Source organism: Enterococcus sp. AZ194 (assembly GCF_051713825.1).
GTDB lineage: Bacteria > Bacillota > Bacilli > Lactobacillales > Enterococcaceae > Enterococcus_K.
The window spans coordinates 3896071-3918093 of sequence record NZ_JBIOQR010000001.1 but is presented as its reverse complement, the minus strand read 5'-3'; the positions used below and the strand labels follow the sequence as shown (position 1 = coordinate 3918093).

Here is a 22023-nt window from a genome sequence, read left to right as displayed (position 1 = left end):
AGTTGGAAATATTTCTTTAACGTAACAGAGCATAGAGGAGGAGTGAAATTATGACACAAACGGATAAAATTAAAATGACTTCAACAGGGCTAGAAACACCTAATCAGCCCACGATTCCTTATATTATTGGCGATGGGATTGGACCAGATATTTGGCAGGCTGCGGTTCGTGTATTCGATGAGGCGGTGGCGATTGTCTATAAAGGCCAGAGAAAAATTAATTGGTTAGAAGTTCTGGCTGGCGAAAAAGCATTTGAAGAAACAGGAGAATGGTTGCCTAAGAAAACACTTGCGACTATCAATGAATACTTAATTGCAATCAAAGGTCCTTTAACCACGCCTATAGGTGGCGGGATGCGCTCATTAAATGTGGCGTTGCGCCAAGAGTTGGATTTGTATGTATGTCTTCGTCCAGTGAGACATTTTTCGGGCGTTCCCTCACCTGTCAAACATCCAGAATTAGTTGATATGGTTATTTTTAGAGAAAATACCGAAGACATTTATGCTGGAATTGAGTTTCCAGAAGGCTCTGAAAAAGCAAAGAAGTTAATCGCTTTTCTACAAAACGAACTAGAAATTACACAGATTCGTTTTCCAGAAACCAGTGGAATAGGCGTTAAACCTGTGTCAAAAGAGGGCTCAGAGCGTTTAATTCGCTCTGCTATTGACTATGCGATTGAACATAAACGTCCAACGGTTACGCTAGTCCATAAAGGCAATATTATGAAATATACAGAAGGCGCCTTTAAAAACTGGGGATATGAATTAGCGGAACGAGAGTATGGTGATCAAGTATTTACTTGGAACCAGTATGATAAGATTAAAAAAACAAAAGGTGCTGCGGCAGCTGATAAAGCACAAAAAGAGGCGGGAGAAGCGGGAAAAGTCATTATAAAGGATTCGATTGCCGACATCTTTTTACAACAAATCTTAACTCGACCAAAAGAATTTGATGTCGTCGCTACGATGAATCTAAACGGCGATTACATTTCAGATGCCTTGGCTGCTCAAGTGGGCGGCATCGGGATTGCTCCTGGGGCAAACATCAATTATCGAACAGGACATGCCTTGTTTGAGGCAACACATGGAACGGCACCAAAATATGCGGGGCTGGATAAGGTGAATCCTTCTTCTGTTATTTTATCGGGTACGCTAATGCTCGAACATATTGGATGGAAAGAGGCCGCAGATAAAATTGTGGCGGCTTTAGAAAAGACAATTGAACAAAAAGAAGTGACATACGATTTTGCTCGTTTGATGGAAGGTGCTACCCAAGTGAAATGTTCAGAGTTTGCGGACCGTATCATTGAGAAAATGAAAGGCTAGTCGGTTCTAGTAAAAATTTAAAAAGTCAGAAATCAAAAAGACAAGTAATAGGCAGAACAAGCACGAAAATAGAACCCGTTTAAAAGAGGCCTCTCAGTGAATCTTTATGAGAAGAGGTCTCTTTTTGTAAGTGCCTAATAAAATAGTACCTACACGCCAAATAACCCAAGTCTTATACTAAGCTTAGGTTATTTGGTCTATTTGTAAGTGGTTGTACATAAAGCTTGAACGTCTGGTTTCCAAGGAAGTAAGGCATCTAACCCTTCATCTGATAGCGTCTCCATATTTGGCACGCGATCAAATAGGAATTCTATATACCGAATCGGGTCGAGACCATTAGCCACTGCCGTTCGATAGATACTCAAAATCACGCCTGATGTTCGTGCGCCTTCTAAACTACAGGAATGCATGTAATTTTTTCGCCCAATCACCAGCTCTTTTATGTGACGCTCGGCCAAATTATTACTTAATTCCAATCGTCCATCCTCAAAGATTCGCTCAAAACCGCTTCGTATCTTCCGTACATATTCAACGGCGTTCGCTAGCTTCGATTTGGGGACGGCAACGAACGTATCTAACCATTCATAAAAGTTATTCACTAATGGCTTCAGATAAGCTTGACGCTTATCAAAACGATCCTCAATGGTGACTTCCTTCCATTTACGTTCCAGCTCGAACCAGATGTCAAGCATTTTCACAGCGACAACTGCTGGCGTATGTTCGGCCTTACCATTTTTTGGAATGGCTTCAAAAAACTTTCGACGTGCGTGCGCAAGGCAATAGACGAGCTTCACATCCGTTACATAATTATACCCTGCATAGCCATCACAATGAAGATACCCCTTAAAGTCAGACAAAAACTCTTTCGGTACTGTCCCAGATTTAGACTCTGCATGATGGTAATAGGCAATAGGCTGTGCACTATGTTTCCCGGTTGAGAAGAGCCAGTAATAGGTTTTTGCTTTTTTACTCTGAATCACTTGATAGCTCGTCTCGTCTGCATGAAGAATCTCTTCTTGATTCAAATAATGTTTGAATCGTTCGGCAACCGGATCTAACGCATGATGACAAGCTTTGATATGCCAGTTTGTCATATTATCGCGTGAGATATCGAGTCCGAGTGTTTCTCGCCAATAAATTTCTTGGCGATTCGCTGGACTTTTTTGACCGAATTTTAGACGGATTGTTTCCGCAATAATACTGTTTGAGCCTAAACTATTTGGGACGACTGGTTTAGGAACAGGTGCCTTCTTATAGGAAGAAACATCTGCCTTTTCACATGCCTTACAACAATAAGTGTGTTGAATGTGAGCCAATCGATCCAACATTGCTTGATGGAATCGGACCTCTTCACGTAATTTTGTTGTACCGATATCAATCATTTGAGTACCACACTGTTCACAAGAACGTTCTTCTTGTGGAAGTTCATGGTGTATTTCAGTTAAAGGAAGGTGCGCGATTTTCTCAGCTTTTTGGCCACTCTTCCTTTTAGACTTTTTTTCAGGGGCCGGTTTTTCTTCTTTGGGTACGGTAAATATAGAGGCCTCTTCGAGTTCCTCTGTGAATAAATTTAATTGACCACTAACATCTGAGGAAATAGTTTCCTTTGAGCGCCCGAATTGGCGATTCATAAAGTAGTTGAGTTTTTCATTCAGTAGTTGAATTTCGGTGGTTAATGCTTGGTTGGTTTTCTTTAGAGAATCAATCGTTTCAGTCTGATTTTTTAAAAGTTCAAGTAAGACATTTACATCAATCTCAACGTTATTTGTTGAACTTACATCTGTCGATATATCCAAAAAAATCCACCACCATTCTATCTATTTTCCTTCCCTTTATTATACCATTTTTTAGAACAAAAAAACAGATAAAAACCGCATTAAATCAATGTTTATTACGGTTTTTATCTATTAGAATTGGCCTCTTTTCCCTGGCTTTATCGCCCTGGGTTGATCGATGTCCAACCCTTCAAATAACCAACGAATTTGTTGACTAGTTAGTTGTCGAACCTCTTCTTTTTTTCTAGGCCACTTGAGTCGGCCATCTTGAATCCTTTTATAACATAAGAGGAAGCCGTCACCATCCCAATACAAAATTTTGAAACGATCACATCGATTACCGCAAAAAAGGAAGAGGGCATCTGAATAAACATCTAGCTCGTACTCTTGTTGGATGAGACTCGCCAATCCGTCAATTCCACGACGAAGGTCTGTTTTCCCAGTGACGATATACAAGTTCTTTACTTTAGTGAAATCAAGAAGCACGTCATCTCAACTCCCTAAGCACTGCGGCAAGAATATAACTACTGATACCATTATAAAGATGTATTTCAGAGCCATCTTTTCTTTTTATTCGTGCAGCTAGCTTCGCACTCGCTACTTTCTGATTTTGTTTCTGGTCTGGCTGTGTATGAATCTGAATGGGTACAATTTCGTTTGTCTTGGTCAAACAAACACCTCCAATTTACTTGTTAAGCCAAGTATACTCGGAGGTGTTGCTTAATTATAGGTACCTAGTTATTAGGCACTTACCTTGTTTCGATTATTCAACCAATAATCAAATAAAGAGACTAACACTCCAACAAGAAGGGGGCAAATGAACCATTCAATCATAAAGACACCTCCTTCAGTCGCAAGACTGTCAGATAGGCGACAGTTTATTATAGCAGATTTAAGAAAATAAAATCCTACTTAAAAATAAAAAGAAGTATATTGTATATCTAAATCAAATACATTTTACAAACTAATACCATACGACAGGCACATTTTTAAAATTTAACTGAAAATGAATTTTTCTTAAAAACGACTGTTTATGAGAAAGAAAAGATAGAGGATGAAAATCCTTTAAAAAAATCTCTTTTCTTTCTCAAAACTTATATCAATATCTATGTATCGAAAACTCCCCTTTGTGATATAATATATGTGAGGTGAAAGCATGAATTACACATATGGATATGCACGAGTCAGTACCCAATCACAAGAATTGGCTAGACAATTAGATATATTAGAAAAATACCAGTGTAATAAAATTATGACTGAAAAAATTTCTGGAACAAAGGCAGATAGGCCACAATTAAATAAATTGAAGGAAAGCGTTCGTGAAGGGGATACAGTTGTTGTTGAGAGCTGGAGCCGATTAGGAAGGAGCACAAAGGACTTAATAGATTTGGTGGACTTCTTTTCAATGAAAAAAGTGAAGCTCATTAGTGATAAGGAAAACTTTGACACGACCACCCCCCAAGGAAAATTGATGTTAACTGTTTTTCAAGCCTTCTCACAATTTGAGAGAGATCTAATTGTAGAAAGAACAAAAGAAGGTCTTAAAAGTGCTCGAGCCAGAGGGCGTGTTGGAGGACGTCCAAAATTAAATTCAAAGAAAGTTAAACAAGCAATTAGTTTGTATGATACAAAACAATATTCTTTGAAAGATATCAGAGAAATGACTGGAGTTAGTTCAGCAACACTCTACAGGTATCTAAATGCGAGAAAAACAAATCACTATGATCAATAGTTGCATGCTTGATATCTAAAATAAACCAACAAGAAGTGAAAGGAATACTGACATATGAATATTGATGAGATTAAAGAACGAAACGAATTTCTTTTAAGAGAAGGGATTAATGTAAAAAGGTATCTGAATAGTATGCAAGCAATTATTAATCTAAAATCTACAAACTATAATGAATTTAAAAAAGCATGGAAATTTTTCAATAGTTCATATTACTGTCTACGATTCACTTATATATCTACGATTTGTCGTAGTTATGATCAAAATGGAAAATATAACATTCATAACCATTTGAATACAGCAATAAATAATGCGAAAAAGATAAATAATCATTATGTAGCAATTACAGATGATGAATTTCGTGACCTTAATAAGATCACTTTCCAATCAGTAAAAAAGCAATTGAATAGTTTTAAAAATGAACTTGACTCACAATTACCAAAAGTAGAAGAAATTAAGAAATACAGAGACAAAGTCATTGCTCATAACGATGTTCATATTTCAAAGAATAGTCAAAATGTTATCGGAAATTTCACTTATAAAGACTTATATGATTTAAGTGATTATGTTTTTAGAGTTACTAACTATTTAAAGCTACTACTTGAAAACAAAAATATTTCTATAGAAGATAGTATACAATGTGATTTGAACTTATTATTTGAATGATGAACAGTTGATATTAATTATTCTCAAAAAGGATTAATTCCGAACATTTCAAATTCCTAAAGCTGAAAATCATTCGAGTTTTAGTACCATTATGTTTAATTTGGTGCACCGTTTGTTCAGATTCGCAAAAACAATGAGAAAGAGGTCAAAAAATGAAAACTAGTAATGCAATTTTATCAATTATTGGAGCAATTCTTAATGTTTTAGGTATCTATTTAGAGAATAGTAACTTATCTTATTTTGGGTGGGGAATGCTACTTGTTACATTTATAAATGCACTCGGTTTTGTCTTAGAATATAAAAAAAATGCTAAGAAGTTTTCTCAAAAAGATGGTTCGGAATCTTAGAGAAAGTTCTCGGGAAAATGCTGTGAATCTTCCAGGTGATTCCCCTTAAAGACGAATGACAATTTACAGCTGGTAGTTGGACAAGCTTATTTATCCGAACAACATCAAAAACGATTATTTCTTAATTGATTTATTTCACATAAATAGCGTTGTACCAAGCTAGTTCATGTTACAATTAAATAAATAATTAAAAATTGAATACATTGAAAGGATTATATTATGACTAAACTAGTTATATTACATGGATTTGGGCAGAATTCAAATGATTGGGAGGAATTTATAAATAATGTGAGTGCAGATATTCTTATTTGGAATTTATTTGAACATAACGACCTAAACGAATTTTTTACATTGAATGATTTGTATAAAACTATAGAAAATGAGCTGGATAAAATAGAAGAGCCTTTCTTTTTATGTGGATTATCTTTGGGTGGTTTATTAGCTTTGATGTATGCTACCCAAAAAAATAATGCAAACCTCAAAGGAATTATTGTAGCAGGGGGAATTTATAAGCCTATTCCTCGTTTTATTAACTTTATTCAATTAATGGTACTTCTAATTTTACCTAAATCTCAATTTAAAAAAATAGGTTTAAATCGGAGACAAGTTATTCATTTTATGAACTCTATGCATACTAATTTAGAACATCAGTTACCTAAATTAGCAAAGTCAACTTTAATAATATGCGGAGAAGATGATAAAATTAACTTGAAGCATTCTGTGAAAATGAGTCGCCTGATAAAAAATTCAGAATTCCATAAAATCTACGATGGTAAACACGAGTTAAATAAAAATAAGCCTTTAATATTTTCAGATATAATCAATAACTTTATTTCATAAAAAATAGTAGCAAAAATTTATTAGATAATTTCAAAAAATGAGTGATTTTTTGGTATCTCTTCAGTTATCGTCCTTCTCATTCAACCAATGGATATAAAACGTTATCTAACAGGGAAAGAAGAGTTACCATGGACGAATACCGGAATGACAAATTATGATTTTAGAATTACTTCTGCTCAAATGATTTTTTTAGAGTCTATATAATATTTTAAGACTAAACAAACAAAAGATAAGTTATACCTTAAATAATTAAGGTATAACTTATCTTTTATATTATTGACTTTAGTCAGTTTCAATCCCAAAGGATTGAAACAAAAAAAAACACGCGTACTGCGCGTGGATGAAGTAGCTTTAGCGATAAGAAACTCCTTTCGGTATACTAAATAGAGGCTACCAACCGCTATTTCAACCCGAAAGGAGTTTCTTTATGTCTAATGACGATAAAAGTTTAGAACATACTCGCTGGAATTGTAAGTATCACATTGTTTTTACTCCAAAATATAGGAGAAAGGTAATCTATGGACAGTTGAGAAGAGATATTGGTAAAATTCTTCGAAAGCTATCAGTAGGAGGAAACTTGATGAACTTATTTGAACATGAGTATTTGTTACCTGTAAAACAAAAAAATTGAAACAAGTAGCCGTTAAAGTGCATTTTTGTAATATCTTTAATACTGATGATCTGTTCGGAATGAATAATTTTTTATCAGTAGGTTTAAGTCAAAGTAAAGAACTAGTCTTTAAAATAGAAGAAAATGCACCTTTTCGAAAATTTATAGTTGTGGACTACAAAAAATATTTTACAAATGGAAAAGCCGTAGAAATTAGTGAACAGGAATTTGACGAAATTCTTAAAAACGATTAATTCCGAACAGCGGAAATTACTGAAGGCGAATATCATTCGGGTTTTAGTACCGACGTACGTGTCTCTTGTGCGACATTTGCTCGGATTCGCAAAAACTATTGAAAGAGGTAAAGCGTGAACGATAAAAATCAAAAAGAAGATTTGCCAATTGATAAAATGATTTTAGGGATGGTTATGTTGATTTTTAGCCCAATTATCATAGGGTTAGTAGTGGCAACTGCATGGCTCATCTATGCTATGTTGAGCACGAGATGATAGTTCTCAAAAAAGATTAGGAGGAATTTATTTTGAAAAATGTTTTTCAAGTACTTTTTATATCACTGATTGCTATGATAGTTGTTTGCTCAATGTTTCTATTCAATATAGTTCCCGTAGTTAAAATAGTATCAGTTGTTATATTTTTATGCAGTAACCTCTTTTTCCTATTTACTAAAAAAAAACTTAAGAACATTTACTTTTCTTTTGTTTAAGAATAATTAGTGGTAGAATGAGGGTTATCAGTTTAAATAATTCGAGGTGTTCTTGTGAAGAAATTCAACCCCAATAAAAATATAATTATCACGTTAATTATCGTCATTCTTGTGGTGACTGTTATCAGTATAACGGCTGCCAAACGAGCGAATGATGGAAAAACCAATATTGTCCAAGCGATTATGAATGACACGGTGTCCGTGGTTGATAAAGTGGTGTCCACGCCAGGTCGTTTTATAAAGAATAGTGCCGCATCTATTGAAAATTTATTTAATACGTACAGCGAAAATGAGCAGTTGAAAAAGAAGCTGGATGATTATGATGTGATGAAACAAAAAAATAATAACAACGAAAAAGAGATTGCCTCCCTAAAAGAAGAACTTTCTTTAAATCAGACACTAACTAGTTACGAAAAAGTTACAGCAAATGTCGTAACACGTTCTCCTGACAGTTGGCAAGACACGTTAATTGTCGATAAAGGGACAGCAGATGGTGTAGAAGTCAATATGGCAGTCATGTCTGGTCATGGATTAATTGGCCGTGTAACAGAAGTCAATATAGGCTCCTCAAAAATTGAATTACTGACCTCCGGAAACGAAAACTCTAATCATTTTCCGATAAAGATTAGTTCCAAAGAAGGAGACGCGTTTGGCTTATTACGAAATTATGATGAAAAAACAAAAACGTTGATCGTCACACAATTAACAGGGAATACTAAAATCAAAGAGGGCGATGTTGTTCAAACCTCAGGGCTAGGTGGCAATTCTCCAGCAGATTTGCAGATTGGCACAGTGGTCAAAATTGAACCCGATAGTTTCGGCTTAGATCGCCAAGTTTACGTCAAACCTTATGCAGAGATGTATGATATTTCAGTCGTCACAATCATCAAACGTTTAGCAGGGGAAGGATAAAGCTATGTTACGAAAAGAATATGTTAAATATTACGCGCCTGCCGTTTTTTTCTTATTGATGTTAATTGACGGACAATTAACGCGTTCTGTCGGGATTTGGTCAAATGGTGGTTACTTAGCCAATGTTCACATTCTTCTGTTGGCCGTTTTGTGCGGCTGTATGACTTTACCAAGACGTTTTATGATTATAACAACCATCATTATAGGAATCATTTATGACAGTTACTATATCGGTGTGATTGGGATTTTCTCCGTTGCTTTACCAGTCACCGTATTGTGTATGTATGCTTTAGCCAAAACGATTAATACGAATGTGTTTACCATCTTTTTTGGTTACATCATCTTTATAACAAGCTTTGAAGTCATCTCATTAGTGATTCAATTTATATTCAAATTGGCAATTATTGATGGCAGTGTGTTTATTGCACAGTACCTTGCACCAACGCTACTTTTGAACATGGGCCTCTTTGTATTGTTGATTGTTCCATTCAGGAAGTTGTTCGTCATCGAATAGCTTCTTTTTTTTGAAAAAATATTAATTTTTTCTATTTAAACAAAGCTATATGTAACAAGGGTTTTGGAACGCTTGTTTTTTATAATAAACGTAGGCATTCGAAATGAAATGTTTTTGTAATATTACTATTATCTGTCTGAAATACTGCTATGTTATTATCTTAGTGTTGTTAAGAAAGATTTAAACAAATTTTAGATTTTTATAAATAAATGAAACCAGTCGGAGGAATAAAACATTGAAAAAGAGTTTATTGTCAACAGTCATGATTTGTTCTTTAGCACTTACTACAGTTGCAAGCCCATTAGTGGCTACAGCAGATAGTTTAGATGATCAAATTGCTGAGCAAAACCAAAAAATTTCAGACTTGCAAAATCAACAAGCAGACGTTCAATCACAAATTAGTTCTTTACAAGCAGAAGTAGATACAATCAACGGAAAAGCAGAAGACTTATTAGCAAAACAAAAAGATTTATTTAAAAAGTCTGATGCCTTAAAAGCGGAGATTGAAAACTTGAAAGAACGAATTGCAAAACGTGAAGATGCAATTACAAGCCAAGCCCGTGACGTACAAGTGAACGGCGGAAGCTCAAACTTTATCGATGCTGTGTTAAATGCTGATTCATTCACAGATGCAATTGGACGCGTTCAAGCGATGAACACAATCGTTCAAGCCAACAATGATTTAGTCGAACAACAAAAGCAAGATAAAGAAGATGTTGAAGCAAAACAAGCTGAAAACAAAAAACAATTAGAAGAAATCGCTGCAAACCAAGCAGAGTTAGAAAACCAAAAAGGCGAGCTTATTGGAAAACAAGCAGACCTAAACGTGTTGACAACAACTCTAGCTGCTGAACAAGCAACTGCAGAAGATAAAAAATCTGATTTAAACAAACAAAAAGAAGCAGCTATTGCTGAACAAAAACGTGTACAAGAAGAAGCGAAACGTGCAGAAGAAGCAAGAGCAGCTGCAGCAGCCCAAGCAGAAAAAGAAGCAGCTGAAAAAACAGAAACACCTGCTACACCTTCTACAGAACAAGGGACGACACCTAGCGAAACACCGACGGATAATCCGTCAACAGGTACACAAACTGAGCCAAGTACAGGTGATGGTAATGTAGGTGAGACACCGTCAACACCAACGACTCCAGATAACAACGTAGTGGAACAAAAACCAACTACACCAGTAACTCCTCCAGCAGGATCAGGAACTGGCGCAGCAGTTGTTGCAGAAGCTTACAAATACATTGGTGTACCTTATGTATGGGGCGGAAAAACACCAAGTGGTTTTGACTGTTCTGGGTTTACTAGCTATGTTTATAGACAAGCAACTGGACGCGAGATTGGTGGTTGGACAGTTCCTCAAGAATCAGCAGGAACAAGAATCTCTATTAATGACGCGCAACCAGGAGATTTATTATTCTGGGGTCCTCAAGGAGGCACTCATCATGTAGCAATTGCCTTAGGTGGTGGCCAGTATATCCATGCACCACAACCAGGTGAAAATGTAAAAATTGGTTCATATGCATGGTATGCTCCAGACTTCGCAGTTCGCATGTAAGAAATTTTAATGATTAAGATTAACTCCCGATACAATTTTGTATCGGGAGTTTTTAGGTTTTGAGAGACGAATCAGCGTTAGCATAGAGTATAGATGAAGGTGAAATTGAAGAGAGTCGTCACTGTCCATTATCTGGCAGGATCAATGAGCCTTACAGGACTAGAGTGTTTTGGCTCTATAATATGAGGTTGGGACAGAAGTGTTTAACTCCGAGAACCGGGTAGGTACTGTGCAACATCAACTCATACTTCGTTGTGTTTTACAGCAATAAGAGGGGATTCACGAAAATGACAAGAAACACGAAAGCCTTTCTTTCGATGTTGATTGATTCCTACGTGGTGCTCTTCAAATTTTTGTGACCAGGTAGGTACTGTTCTACATCTATTTACTTTGTAAATAGTGTTTCACAGCAATTTCAGCTTATTTTTTGAACCTTCAACTCTAGCATGCCCCATGCGTAGAAGTTGTTGAGAGCGGAACAACGTGCAGATGGCGTTGCTTCTGTGCCCACCGTTTATTCGGGAAATAGGAACATGGGCATAACTTTTTGAGTTATGCCCCCAGCCTCTTTTGTCTTTCTATTTTACCAGAGAGTATAAAAAAATCATTATTAGTTTTTATGATAAGAATGGAAAACAGCTCAAAGTGGGAGGGATTTTCAATCCAAAATAAGTAAGCAAAAGCTTACTAAATAAGTTTAATAACTGTTCTGCTTTAGTATTTTTAGTATCCTGAAAGTGAAGATTACGACTAGAGAGAAGAGTAGTTAGCAAGTGGAAGTCTATAAAAAAGAGTCTATAGAAAGAAGTCAGTTGGACGCCTAAAATCATTATAGTTTGTCATTTCCTTGTAATAAAAGTTTATGTTATATGTCAATTAGATTAAATATAACACTTTTTTTAATGAAAATCGCAATCTTCACATAAAACACACATTGTTTGACTAAACTTAATCTTGTTAATTTTATTATTACTAAAGTGAGGGTAATCATGATTAAATTGAAGAGAGTCGTGACAGTCAGCATTCTTTTGGCTATTCTTTCTGGACCACTTGTTGCAAATGCAGATGAGCTAGACGATAAGATCAAAGAACAAAATGCAAAGATTGAGACAATCCAGAATAATCAAAACGCAGCTCAAGCAGAGTTAGCAGCAATTGAAGCAAATGTTGCACAAATTGAGAACGACGTATTAGCTATTCTTAAAAAGAAAAATGATGAAGAACAAAAACTAACAGATTTAAATAAAGAAATTGAAGAACTAAAAGTGGTCATTGCAAAACGTGATGAACAAATTCAAAGCCAAGCACGGGATGTCCAAACAAACCAAGGTGCGGGTTCAATTATTGATATTGTCGTTGAATCAAAATCAGTAAATGAAGCGATTGAAAAAGCAATTGCTGTAAATACGCTGATTAAAGCAAATAACGACATTATGCAAGAACAAACAAAAGATAAAGAAAAACTTGAAGTCTTACAAAAAGAATCTGAAGAACGTTTAGTCGTGATTACAGAGAAGACAGAAGAGTTAAAACAAAAACAAGAAGATTTAGTAGCAGCTAAATTAGATCAAGAAGTACAGATCAATGAACTTTCTGCTTCTTTAGCTACAGAAAAAAGCCAAAAACAAAAATTTGAGGCACAAAAAGCTGAAGCTGAAAGAAAGCGTGAAGCTGAGCTTAAAGCGTTAGCTGAACAAAAAGCAAAAGAAGAAGCTGCCCGTAAAGTAGCTGCAGAAGCCGAAGCAAAACAAAAAGCAGCGGCAGAAGCAGCAGCCAAAGAACAAGAACAAAATCAAAATCAAGCACAAGATCAGAATCAAACGCCAAGTCAAGATACAGGAAAAACAGTCGATGATAATAATACTACACCGCCTGCTGGAGATACGAATGATACAGTTGATCCAGGGACATCTACGCCACCACCAGCAACAGGTGGCGGTTGGCAAGCACCATTATCTTCGTTAGTAATTACAAGCCCGTATGGTAACCGAGTGGACCCAACAGGTAGCTCAGGTTCATTCCATGATGGCGTCGATTTTGCTGGCTCATCTGGAACACCTGTCTTTGCATCAAAAGGTGGAACAGTTGTAGAGGCTGGTTTCCACTGGTCAGCAGGAAATCATGTGATTATTCAACATCCTGATGGTTATTACTCATACTATATGCATTTAAGTAGCTTTAATGTTTCTAACGGACAATCAGTTAGTGCAGGAACAGTTCTTGGTGGTATGGGAACAACGGGGAATTCTACAGGTGTCCATCTACACTTCGGAATCTCAACTGCTTTATGGTCAGGATTTGTAAACCCAGCACCTTTGTTAGGATTATAAACTAAATTTAAAAAGTAGAGCTTGGGACATAAGTCCTAACGAAAAATCCAGATACTAATCAACTTGATTGGTATCTGGATTATTTTGTTGTACAAAAATAAGAACACTTTTGCTAGAATAAAAGTAACTACACAAATAAACAAGCGAGGTGTTCTTATGTTTAAAAATTATACCACAAATAATCGATGAAGAAGCCATTTTTATCGATGACACAAAAATTGAAGCCAACGCCAATAAATATACTTTTGTTTGGAGAAAATCCATTGATAACTTTGATAAAAAAACTGACTGAAGAATCAACTTTTCTTTATGATGAATTGGTAAAAAATCAAGTTATTCCTGAAATTGAACTCTCTGTCACTGAATTAGGTCAGGTTGAAGAACAACTTATCCAAGTCGTAGATAAGTTTACAGATAAAATTGAACAAGAAGAAGATGGAAACACTAGAAAAAAGCTTCGTACAAAGCGAAAAGTTCCGAAAAAAATCATGAAATTATTTCAGAACTTCAAAGAAAGAAAAGGTGCTTATCAAAAACATAGACAGCTTCTAGGTCAACGAAACAGCTACTCTAGAACGGATCCAGATGCCACTTTTATGCGCATGAAAGACGATCACATGAAAAATGGTCAGTTAAAAGCAGGTTATAATCTTCAAATCGCTACGAATAGTCAGTACATTTTAGGCTATGATCTTTTCCCAAACCCAACAGATACACGGACACTGCGCCCTTTTTTAGCTACTTTAAAGGAGCGTTTCTTTGAACTGCAACTTATATTGTCGCAGATGCCGGCTACGGGGGAGAAGAAAACTATCAAGCAGTTTTAGAAGACCATGAGCGAACACCACTCATTACTTATGCCATGTATCATAAAGAACAAAAGAAAAAATTTAAACAAAATCCATTTCTTCCCGCAAACTGGTCGTATCAGGAATTAGACGATACGTTTCTTTGCCCTGACGGACGGAAAATGAATTTTCGAAATTATTCGATTCGTACAGATAAGTATGGGTTTAAACGGTATTTAAAACGATATGAATGTGAAGACTGCTCGAATTGTCCTCTTCGAAGTCAGTGTACAAAAGCAGAGAGTGACAAGAATCGTGAAATCCAAAAGAACATGAACTGGGAATCCTTTAAAGCAACGATTCAACAGCTACTTTCAGAAGAAGAAACAGGTAAACTCTATCGTCAACGAAAAATTGACGTCGAACCTGCTTTCGGACATTTGAAGGCTTGTTTAGGCTTCACTCGGTTCTCTGTTCGAGGGAAACAGCAGACACACAATGAAATTGGCTTCGCGTTAATGGCAGTAAATTTAAGGAAATATAGGCTAAGTAAACTAGAAAATAAGAAGGATTCTCCTAAGAAACTAAAAAACAGAAGACTAAAAATCATTTTTATGATTTTCGGTCTTCTGTTTTATTTTGTCTTAAGACTTATGTCCCAAGCGCTACTTTTTTTATCTCCACGTAGAAGCTGACTAGCTGATATGTGGACAAAAAAACGAAGAGACTTCCCAAGTTGAGTAGTCTCTTCGTTCTTTCGTAAACTCTTTGAAGGAGTCTATTTAATGTAGTCTTCTGTTAACGCTAAGAATTCTTGAATATCCCCTAGGACGCGGTCAATACCAGCTTGCCAGAAGTCAGGTTTTGTTAAATCAACATTTAAGTGCTTTTTAGCCAACTCTTCTGTCGTCATTGAGGCAGTATCTCTTAACAAAGCAATATATTGGTCCTCAAAGCTGCTTCCTTGTTGGTCAGCGTATGCGTAAATTCCCATACTAAAGAGATAACCAAATGTGTAAGGGAAGTTATAAAATGGCACGTCATCAATAAAGAAATGTAGTTTTGCTGCCCAGAAATGAGGGTGGTAACTAGCTAAACTATCTTGGTAGCTTTCTTTTTGTGCGGCAACCATTAATTCAGTAATTTCCTCTTCTGATACCAAGCCTTTTTGACGAGCTTGATAAAAGCTATTTTCAAAAATAAAACGAGCATGAATGTTCATAAACATGGCAATTGCGTTTTGCATTTTTGTATCAAGTAAGTTGATTTTTTCTTCTTTTGTCTGTGCTTCTTTTAAGGTAGCGTCAGCGACAATTAATTCAGCAAAGGTACTAGCTGTTTCAGCAACATTCATGGCATAGTCACGATTCAATTCAGGAAGATCCCACATGACGTCACTATGAAACGCATGGCCCAATTCATGAGCTAAAGTTGCTACTTCGTTGACAGAGTTACTATATGTCATAAAAATACGTGACTCTTGTGATTCTGGTAAGCCAGTACAGTAACCACCCGGACGTTTTCCAGGACGGTCTTCTGCTTCAATCCAACTATTATCAAAAGCTTTTTTAGCAAAGGTCGCCATTTTTGGACTAAATTTTTCAAAGTTTTCAATGATAAATTCCGCTGCTTGATCAAAGGTGTACGTTTTTTCTTTTAAATCACCTAAGATGATTGGTGCATCCTGGTCTTGCCATTCCATCTTCTCTTTTCCGAATAGTTGTGCTTTTCTCGTTAAGAAATCAATGATTGGCTGTTTATTTTTTTGAATCGTATCCCACATCACATCCAATGTTTCTTTTTGTAGACGGTTATATTCTAGTGGTTTTTTTAGATAATCAGTCACGCCGTGTAACTTATAGGTTGAAAGACGGAATCCATCTAGGTGATTTAATGTGTCTGAGAAGAGAGGTGCTTTTTCAGACCAAGCAGCTTCCCATTTTTCAAACAATTCTTTTCGAACCGCAGCATCAGGATCACCCATCATTTTGTTGAATGCTTGGCCTGCTGAAAGAGCAACGGTATTTCCTTCTTCATCCGTAAAAGGAATTTCAACGGAAGCAACGATTGTATCATAGTGTGAGCTCCAAGCGTTTAGTCCATCAAGAGAAAGAGTATTAATGATATTTTCTTCCGCTTCTGAAAGTAATTCACTGCCATCACGACGAATCTCACTTAGACGAAATGCGAGTGGTGAAAGAGCTTCAGTGGCAGTTAAGGTAGCCCAATCAGCATCAGAAATAGTCGTTAATTTTTTAGAAAAAATCGTTTGAGATAATTGGAATTGTGGCAATAGGTTGTTTAGATCGCCATATAGAATTTTTGCTTTTGTGTCATTGACATTGGCTGAACTCAATGCGTTAATAAAGCTTCCGCACTGGCCGAAGCCTTCAGAAATTCCCTCGGCTAATTGGATGATTTCTACAAGTCCTTGATAATTAGCATCCGCTTCAGGGCGCCATGCGTTAATCTTTGTTTGTTGTTCTTCGATTTGTTCAGCGAGTTTTTCTAAACGTTGTTTTAGAGCAGGAGAATCGCTACCTCCTGGAAAAATTGATTCTAAGTCCCAAATTACTGAATAAGACATAAACATACTCCCTTCAAAAAAAGTTTATTTACTACTAGTATATAGTATATCAATAAAATTATGGAAAAGATTGTTCTTTTTTTAAAAATTGGTAAGATAGAGTTGAGGTGAATTATGAAAGCAATAAAAAAACAAATGAAGAATGGTAATTTTTATCTAGGGGTCGCTTTTTTTGTCATGGCTATCCTATTTTACAGTTCTTCACAAACCTATGAACAACAGTCGCAAATCTCTCTATTAGGTAAACTTTTGAAAAATGAACCCTTTAAAGATTTTTTTAAAACTGTTTCATTTGTCTATGCAGGAGATGAGGTTAGTATAAAGGCAAGTGGCTATTTTAAATTTGTCGAATTTTTCATTCGTAAAGGCGCTCATTTTGGCACCTATTTTCTAATGAGTGGTAGTCTCTTTTTAGGACTTTATCCGAGATTGAAGGTAAGATGGTTGCCAGCTATTTTAGCTTGGTTATGTGCAACCGGTTATGCAGGACTTGATGAATTTCATCAAATGATGACAGGGGGACGTTCACCACTATTTCAAGATGTCGCTTTAGATTCTTGTGGTGCGTTGACGGCAGTTGCCATCTGTCTCATTGTTTATACATGGAACAAGAGAAAACGATAAACAGTCACCTTTTGAGTGTTTAGAACATCAAAGAAGTTGTATAATGAAAGGGAAGTAAAGTGAGTCGTACAAAAAGTAAAGTGTACGCTGTCTGAATAAGGGGCCGCATGTTTGACGTATCGAAGTTCAATTCAAAAACAAAAGAATAGTGAAGAGTGATTCACTGATTGAGAGGATGAAGTTAGAATGTCGGGACATAGTAAGTGGAGTAATATTCAAGGAAGAAAAAATGCACAAGACGCAAAACGTGGAAAGATTTTTCAAAAGCTTTCCCGCGAAGTGTATATGGCGGCTAAAGCAGGTGGACTCGATCCAGCATTAAATCCTGCCTTGCGATTAGCTGTAGACAAAGCAAAAGCTGCGAATATGCCTAACGATAACATTGATCGAGCAATCAAAAAGGCCGATAGCTCAGCGGATAGTACCAACTATGATGAAATTACTTATGAAGGGTATGGTCCAGGAGGGGTTGCAATCCTTGTGCATACACTGACGGATAACCGTAATCGGACAGCAACAAATGTGCGTGTCGCCTTTACTAGAAATGGTGGTTCTCTGGGTGAGACGGGTTCGGTAAATTATCTATTTGATCGCAAGGGCTATTTGGCCATTGAAAGAGAGAATTTGACTATTGATGAGGACCAAATGTTTGAAGATGTGTTAGAAGCCGGAGCAGAGGATTTGATTGTCTCTTCTGAAGTATTTGAGATTTATACAGCGCCCGAAGACTTTGTTAAGGTCAGAGATTGGTTAGAGAACGCAGAGTTTACTTTGGCTCAAGCAGAATTGACGATGGTTCCGCAAAACACGGTTCCTTTAACAGAGGAACAACAAGCTAAGCTCGATCGACTTGTTGATAAATTAGAAGACGATGATGATGTTTCTGAAGTATTTACGTCAGCGGAATAATAGATAAAGACAAACTCTCTTAAAAGTAGGGCGATTCTACCTTGAGGAGAGTTTGTTTGTTGAGAAATCCTTATATTTTACCCAATCTTCCTATATTGACTAGGAGTTAGTCCCGTCCTTTTTTTAAAGAGGCGACTGAAGTAAGCAAAATTTTCGAGCCCCACTTCTAGAGAAATTTCCTTGATTGATTTTTCGGAGTAGCGAAGTAAATCCTTTGAATAGGAGATTTTTTTATTTATTTGGTATTTAATCGGTGGTAGGCCAATAAACTTTGAGAATTCCTTATTTAACTGGTATTTATTAATATGAAAAATAGTTTCCAAATCCTCTAAAGAGAGAGTTTCAGCGAAGTGTGCATCAAGAAATACGCGCATATCTAAAATGTGTTTTGGAATTGCTTCATAAGAAAAATCCTGTTGATATTTTTGCAAAAGGGCTTCATTGAGTAATTGATGAAGCAAAATAGAGGAATGATAATCTGTTTGTGCATGTGGCTGTGTCTGCAAAGCTAATAATTGCTCTAAGATTAAATGAATTGCGTTAGTTTTAGGCGTCCCCTCTGTATGGAAAACGGGACAGTCATTTTTTATAAATTCTTCATAAAACAGGGCAGATTGTGCGCCAGAAAAATGAACCCAATCCATTTCCCAATAATCCTCACTGACTGTTTGATAGTATTGATATTCATTACAGTCAATAAAAAAGAGGTCGCCACTTTTTATCGAATAACTTTGATTTTTATACCGAAGAAGTCCTTCTCCTTGCAAGGTAAACTTAATCAAATAGGATGGTAGGTGTTCGCGTTCTGTAAAGTAGGGCTGATGTGCTTTGAAATGGCCGATTTCTTGAATGTAGTAGAACAAACGTCGGCTTCGTGGTGTGGGGGTCAAAATGTAGCGTTCAGAATCGGAAGACCAAGAATAATCTGCTTTTTCCCAATAAGTCATTTTTTTCTCCTTATTTTGCAATTTGTAACTTGATTATACAATGAAAAAGAGAGCAAGGATATCTATTTAAGAATCCCTACTCTCTATTACGGCTCTTTTAGAATACTAATACAGGTGTGCCATTTTCGACTGATTCATACAATTGTTTCATCACTCCAGGTGGTGTATTGACACAGCCGTGTGAACCAACTGTTTTCCATAGCTCTCCACCGTACGCAGGTTGCCAATCAGAATCATGAATACCGACACCAGTCCAATCAATTGGCATCCAGAATTTTACTGGACTAGCATATTTTGAACCATCATCGTTTAAGCCGCGAAGTGTGGCATTTTGCTCGTGATTCCAAACGTAGAAAACTCCAGGTGGTGTAGGTGTGTTAGGTTTACCTGTTACCACGTCCGTCTCTAAAACAAGTCCGCCATCTTTATAGAACCACATATGCTGACTCTGTAAATCAACCTCGATGTAGGTGTTACCTACAAGGGCGTGGTCTGCGGTGGTCGTTCCTTGGACAACTGGGCTACGTGTGAAGTCTTCGCCAGCCATAATTGAGTCCTTCAAAGCAGCTGCTTCTTGATCGACTTGGATAGTCCAACTATAAGAGCCCGCTGGAACACTAACTTCTCCGCGTCTGGTGCTCTTGAAGGTTGTTGGGTTTGAACTAGTATTATACATTGTTGCCAAATTAGTCACGTACTCAGTTATTTTGTCATGATTAATTGTAAGATCTTTATCAGTAGACTCCAACCAGTCCATAATCGTTGCTGTTGGAATGACGAATGAAATACCGTTAATAGTATACGTTGCATTAACCTTGGCTATTTTGTTAGCTTTTTCTATTTGTTTTTTCAACTTCTCATCGTTAGCAGTAATCGTAGGTTTGATACGGAATGCAACCAAGTCAACAGTCTCTTTTCCTTCTGTTGCTGTCTGGGTAATTGAGGTCATTGCTTCATCGACGTTAATCGTGTTTCCGATTTTTTCATCTTGTATAGCAAAGCCTGCGTCTGTTCGAATAATCTTTGCATTTTCAGACTTGGTTCGTGATTCATTTAATTTGGTTAAGTCTGCTTTTACTGTACTTAGAGAAGCATTCAGTTTTTCTTGGTCAACATCTAATGAATCGAGTGTTTCTTTCTCGGCAGCAGAAACATAAGAAAAGGCCCAGCCCCAAGGATTTTGTTTTTGTCGTAGTTTTTCTAATTCTTTTGTAAAATCAAGCGAAACGCCCAAGTCGGTTTTTTTAATCTCTTTCCAGGTCGTTCCTTCTTCTGTAATTTTAAATGTTTCAGAAGAATATTTTTCCTGTAATTGCTTTTTTGCTTCATCGATGGTCAAATTGCTCACATCGACACTATTTACTTCAGTTTTGGGCAAAAAATGTTTTGTATAATAAATGCTACGGTAGGTATAGCCGCCAGCTAATAAAACAATGATACCTAAAGTAATGAGTATGATAATCTTAGCTACCTTACTTTGCCTCTGTGCACGAGTGTTTCCTCTTGTCATAATATATAAACCCCTCAATTGAATAAATTTAGAGTATACCGTTATTCATAATAGCATAAATTCCCTAGCGATGTGGCGATTTTGCTCAAAATAGGTGAAAATTTTAAAAATATTTAGAAAGTGATTACCAATAAAAATAACTCTATACATTTTATAATAATATAGAAAAAAAGAATTTGAAACTCTTTTTGAGCTTCAAATTCTTTTTTTTGTATCAGAAAATGAGAAAAATTATCTTTCCAGTCCTACTATAACGAGAGTTTGCATCAAAGAAGAGAGGATTATTCTGCGTCTAATTGGTCGAATGCCTGTGTAAGGACGTCTTTTAATTGACTAGCAGAAGCATTCATCCGATCTTTCTCAGCATCTGTTAGAGGGATTTCAATAACTTGTTTGATTCCTTGGCGGTTAATGACTGCTGGCGCACCGATAAAGATATCATTTAAGCCGTATTCACCATTCATATAAACAGAGAGTGGCAGAACTGAGTTTTCATCATCAAGAATAGCTTTGGTAATGCGTGCTAAAGCAACTGCGATGCCATAGAATGTGGCACCTTTTTTCTCAATAATGGTATAGGCAGCATCACGCACACTAAAGAATAAGTTAACCATGGCTTCTTCATCTACTTCAGGGTTACTTTTGACCCATTCATAAATTTGAAGACCGGCTACATTTGCATGAGACCAGACAGGGAATTCAGAATCTCCGTGTTCACCTAAAATATACGCATGAACATTTCGTGCATCAACGTCAACTAACTCGGCAATGGCTTGACGGAAGCGAGCGGAATCTAGTGAAGTACCGGATCCAATCACGCGTTCTTTAGGGAAACCAGAGAATTTCCATGTTGAATAAGTTAAAATATCAACGGGATTTGCGGCAACTAAGAAGATACCGTTAAAGCCAGATTCAACAATTTGAGTGACGATTGAGCGATTAATTTTTAGATTTTTGTTCACTAAGTCCAAACGAGTTTCACCAGGCTTTTGTGGAGCACCGGCAGTTAGGACAACCAAATCTGCATCATGGCAGTCCGCGTATTCGGCTGCATAGATTTTCTTAGGTGAAGTAAAGGCTAACGCATGAGAAAGGTCGATGGCATCTCCTTCAGTTTTTTTGGTGTTAATATCAATAATCCCGACTTCTTGGGCAATATTTTGAGTGACAAGAGCAAATGCATAACTAGATCCAACTGCACCATCTCCAACTAGAATGACTTTTTGATGATCTTTTTTTTCATTAGCCATGTGTATCAATCCCTCCACGTATTTGTTTTTTCATTATTATCGTAACATCTCTGGAATATTCTGTCACGTAATACGCCG

General features: G+C 36.5%; 23 protein-coding genes and 1 pseudogene. 16 read left to right on the top strand and 8 right to left on the bottom strand.

Translation table 11 applies throughout. The features are described from left to right. Positions 1 to 50 precede the first annotated feature (50 nt). On the top strand, positions 51 to 1325 hold the full coding sequence (gene icd / locus IGI37_RS18250; protein ID WP_438763476.1) for an NADP-dependent isocitrate dehydrogenase: 1275 nt from the start codon (positions 51 to 53) through the stop codon (positions 1323 to 1325). 197 nt (positions 1326 to 1522) lie between these two features. On the opposite strand, the gene tnpC is transcribed toward icd, so the two are convergent. The 4 genes from tnpC to IGI37_RS18230 all read right to left on the bottom strand — a co-directional run bounded on the left by tnpC (position 1523) and on the right by IGI37_RS18230 (position 3934). Further along, positions 1523 to 3115: an IS66 family transposase gene (tnpC, locus tag IGI37_RS18245; RefSeq protein WP_438763647.1), complete on the bottom strand. Its 1593-nt coding sequence runs from the start codon at positions 3113 to 3115 to the stop codon at positions 1523 to 1525. Positions 3116 to 3232: 117 nt separating this feature from the next. Continuing rightward, positions 3233 to 3586 carry an IS66 family insertion sequence element accessory protein TnpB gene (gene tnpB, locus IGI37_RS18240; protein WP_438759491.1) on the bottom strand — a complete coding sequence of 118 codons (354 nt, stop codon included), beginning with the start codon at positions 3584 to 3586 and terminating at the stop codon, positions 3233 to 3235. Position 3587: 1 nt separating this feature from the next. After that, positions 3588 to 3770 carry a hypothetical protein gene (locus IGI37_RS18235; protein ID WP_438760623.1) on the bottom strand — a complete coding sequence of 61 codons (183 nt, stop codon included), beginning with the start codon at positions 3768 to 3770 and terminating at the stop codon, positions 3588 to 3590. A 71-nt stretch (positions 3771 to 3841) separates the two neighbouring features. After that, positions 3842 to 3934 carry a type I toxin-antitoxin system Fst family toxin gene (locus tag IGI37_RS18230; protein WP_438763475.1) on the bottom strand — a complete coding sequence of 31 codons (93 nt, stop codon included), beginning with the start codon at positions 3932 to 3934 and terminating at the stop codon, positions 3842 to 3844. 322 nt (positions 3935 to 4256) lie between these two features. Between IGI37_RS18230 and IGI37_RS18225 the strand changes: the two genes are divergently transcribed. The 13 genes and pseudogenes from IGI37_RS18225 to IGI37_RS18165 all read left to right on the top strand — a co-directional run bounded on the left by IGI37_RS18225 (position 4257) and on the right by IGI37_RS18165 (position 14813). Beyond that, entirely contained in the window at positions 4257 to 4832 is a 576-nt protein-coding gene (locus IGI37_RS18225; RefSeq protein ID WP_438763474.1) for a recombinase family protein, read from the top strand. A gap of 54 nt (positions 4833 to 4886) precedes the next feature. Then, complete coding sequence (locus IGI37_RS18220; protein ID WP_438763473.1) at positions 4887 to 5495, top strand: hypothetical protein; 609 nt, start codon at positions 4887 to 4889, stop codon at positions 5493 to 5495. A 152-nt stretch (positions 5496 to 5647) separates the two neighbouring features. After that, positions 5648 to 5842 carry a hypothetical protein gene (locus IGI37_RS18215; protein ID WP_438763472.1) on the top strand — a complete coding sequence of 65 codons (195 nt, stop codon included), beginning with the start codon at positions 5648 to 5650 and terminating at the stop codon, positions 5840 to 5842. Positions 5843 to 6061: 219 nt separating this feature from the next. Continuing rightward, positions 6062 to 6682, top strand: coding sequence for an alpha/beta fold hydrolase (locus tag IGI37_RS18210; RefSeq protein ID WP_438763470.1), 621 nt, complete (start codon positions 6062 to 6064; stop codon positions 6680 to 6682). A 427-nt stretch (positions 6683 to 7109) separates the two neighbouring features. Continuing rightward, positions 7110 to 7244, top strand: a pseudogene (locus IGI37_RS18205) (transposase); the annotation flags it as partial. Positions 7245 to 7372: 128 nt separating this feature from the next. Next, positions 7373 to 7546 (top strand): hypothetical protein, encoded by a 174-nt coding sequence (locus IGI37_RS18200; protein WP_438763469.1) that lies wholly within the window; start codon positions 7373 to 7375, stop codon positions 7544 to 7546. Between the two features lie 114 nt (positions 7547 to 7660). Beyond that, positions 7661 to 7801, top strand: coding sequence for a hypothetical protein (locus IGI37_RS18195; protein WP_438763468.1), 141 nt, complete (start codon positions 7661 to 7663; stop codon positions 7799 to 7801). 269 nt (positions 7802 to 8070) lie between these two features. Next, entirely contained in the window at positions 8071 to 8928 is an 858-nt protein-coding gene (mreC, locus tag IGI37_RS18190) for a rod shape-determining protein MreC (RefSeq protein ID WP_438763467.1), read from the top strand. Positions 8929 to 8932: 4 nt separating this feature from the next. Continuing rightward, positions 8933 to 9442 (top strand): rod shape-determining protein MreD, encoded by a 510-nt coding sequence (mreD, locus tag IGI37_RS18185; RefSeq protein WP_438763466.1) that lies wholly within the window; start codon positions 8933 to 8935, stop codon positions 9440 to 9442. A 235-nt stretch (positions 9443 to 9677) separates the two neighbouring features. Beyond that, complete coding sequence (locus tag IGI37_RS18180) at positions 9678 to 11000, top strand: C40 family peptidase (RefSeq protein ID WP_438763465.1); 1323 nt, start codon at positions 9678 to 9680, stop codon at positions 10998 to 11000. 989 nt (positions 11001 to 11989) lie between these two features. Then, positions 11990 to 13330 carry a peptidoglycan DD-metalloendopeptidase family protein gene (locus tag IGI37_RS18175; RefSeq protein ID WP_438763464.1) on the top strand — a complete coding sequence of 447 codons (1341 nt, stop codon included), beginning with the start codon at positions 11990 to 11992 and terminating at the stop codon, positions 13328 to 13330. A gap of 488 nt (positions 13331 to 13818) precedes the next feature. After that, positions 13819 to 14157, top strand: a complete 339-nt coding sequence (locus tag IGI37_RS18170) for a transposase (protein WP_438763689.1) — start codon at positions 13819 to 13821, stop codon at positions 14155 to 14157. Then, complete coding sequence (locus IGI37_RS18165; RefSeq protein ID WP_438763688.1) at positions 14106 to 14813, top strand: transposase; 708 nt, start codon at positions 14106 to 14108, stop codon at positions 14811 to 14813. Before IGI37_RS18170 ends, IGI37_RS18165 begins: the two co-directional genes overlap by 52 nt. A gap of 83 nt (positions 14814 to 14896) precedes the next feature. Here IGI37_RS18165 and IGI37_RS18160 read toward each other — a convergent pair whose 3' ends face one another. Beyond that, on the bottom strand, positions 14897 to 16705 hold the full coding sequence (locus IGI37_RS18160; protein WP_438763463.1) for a M3 family oligoendopeptidase: 1809 nt from the start codon (positions 16703 to 16705) through the stop codon (positions 14897 to 14899). 114 nt (positions 16706 to 16819) lie between these two features. On the opposite strand from IGI37_RS18160, the gene IGI37_RS18155 reads away from it, so the two are divergent. Together IGI37_RS18155 and IGI37_RS18150 are read left to right on the top strand one after the other, a co-directional pair. Further along, a complete protein-coding gene (locus IGI37_RS18155) occupies positions 16820 to 17329 on the top strand; it encodes a VanZ family protein (RefSeq protein WP_438763462.1) in 510 nt (169 codons plus the stop codon). A 186-nt stretch (positions 17330 to 17515) separates the two neighbouring features. Beyond that, positions 17516 to 18238, top strand: coding sequence for a YebC/PmpR family DNA-binding transcriptional regulator (locus IGI37_RS18150; RefSeq protein WP_438763461.1), 723 nt, complete (start codon positions 17516 to 17518; stop codon positions 18236 to 18238). Positions 18239 to 18315: 77 nt separating this feature from the next. Here the strand turns inward: IGI37_RS18150 and IGI37_RS18145 are convergent, their stop codons facing one another. From IGI37_RS18145 to IGI37_RS18135, 3 genes are all read right to left on the bottom strand, one after another. Continuing rightward, positions 18316 to 19185, bottom strand: coding sequence for a helix-turn-helix domain-containing protein (locus IGI37_RS18145; RefSeq protein WP_438763460.1), 870 nt, complete (start codon positions 19183 to 19185; stop codon positions 18316 to 18318). Positions 19186 to 19282: 97 nt separating this feature from the next. Next, positions 19283 to 20695 (bottom strand): L,D-transpeptidase family protein, encoded by a 1413-nt coding sequence (locus tag IGI37_RS18140; RefSeq protein ID WP_438763459.1) that lies wholly within the window; start codon positions 20693 to 20695, stop codon positions 19283 to 19285. Positions 20696 to 20976: 281 nt separating this feature from the next. After that, a complete protein-coding gene (locus IGI37_RS18135; protein WP_438763687.1) occupies positions 20977 to 21951 on the bottom strand; it encodes an L-lactate dehydrogenase in 975 nt (324 codons plus the stop codon). Positions 21952 to 22023: the final 72 nt, after the last annotated feature.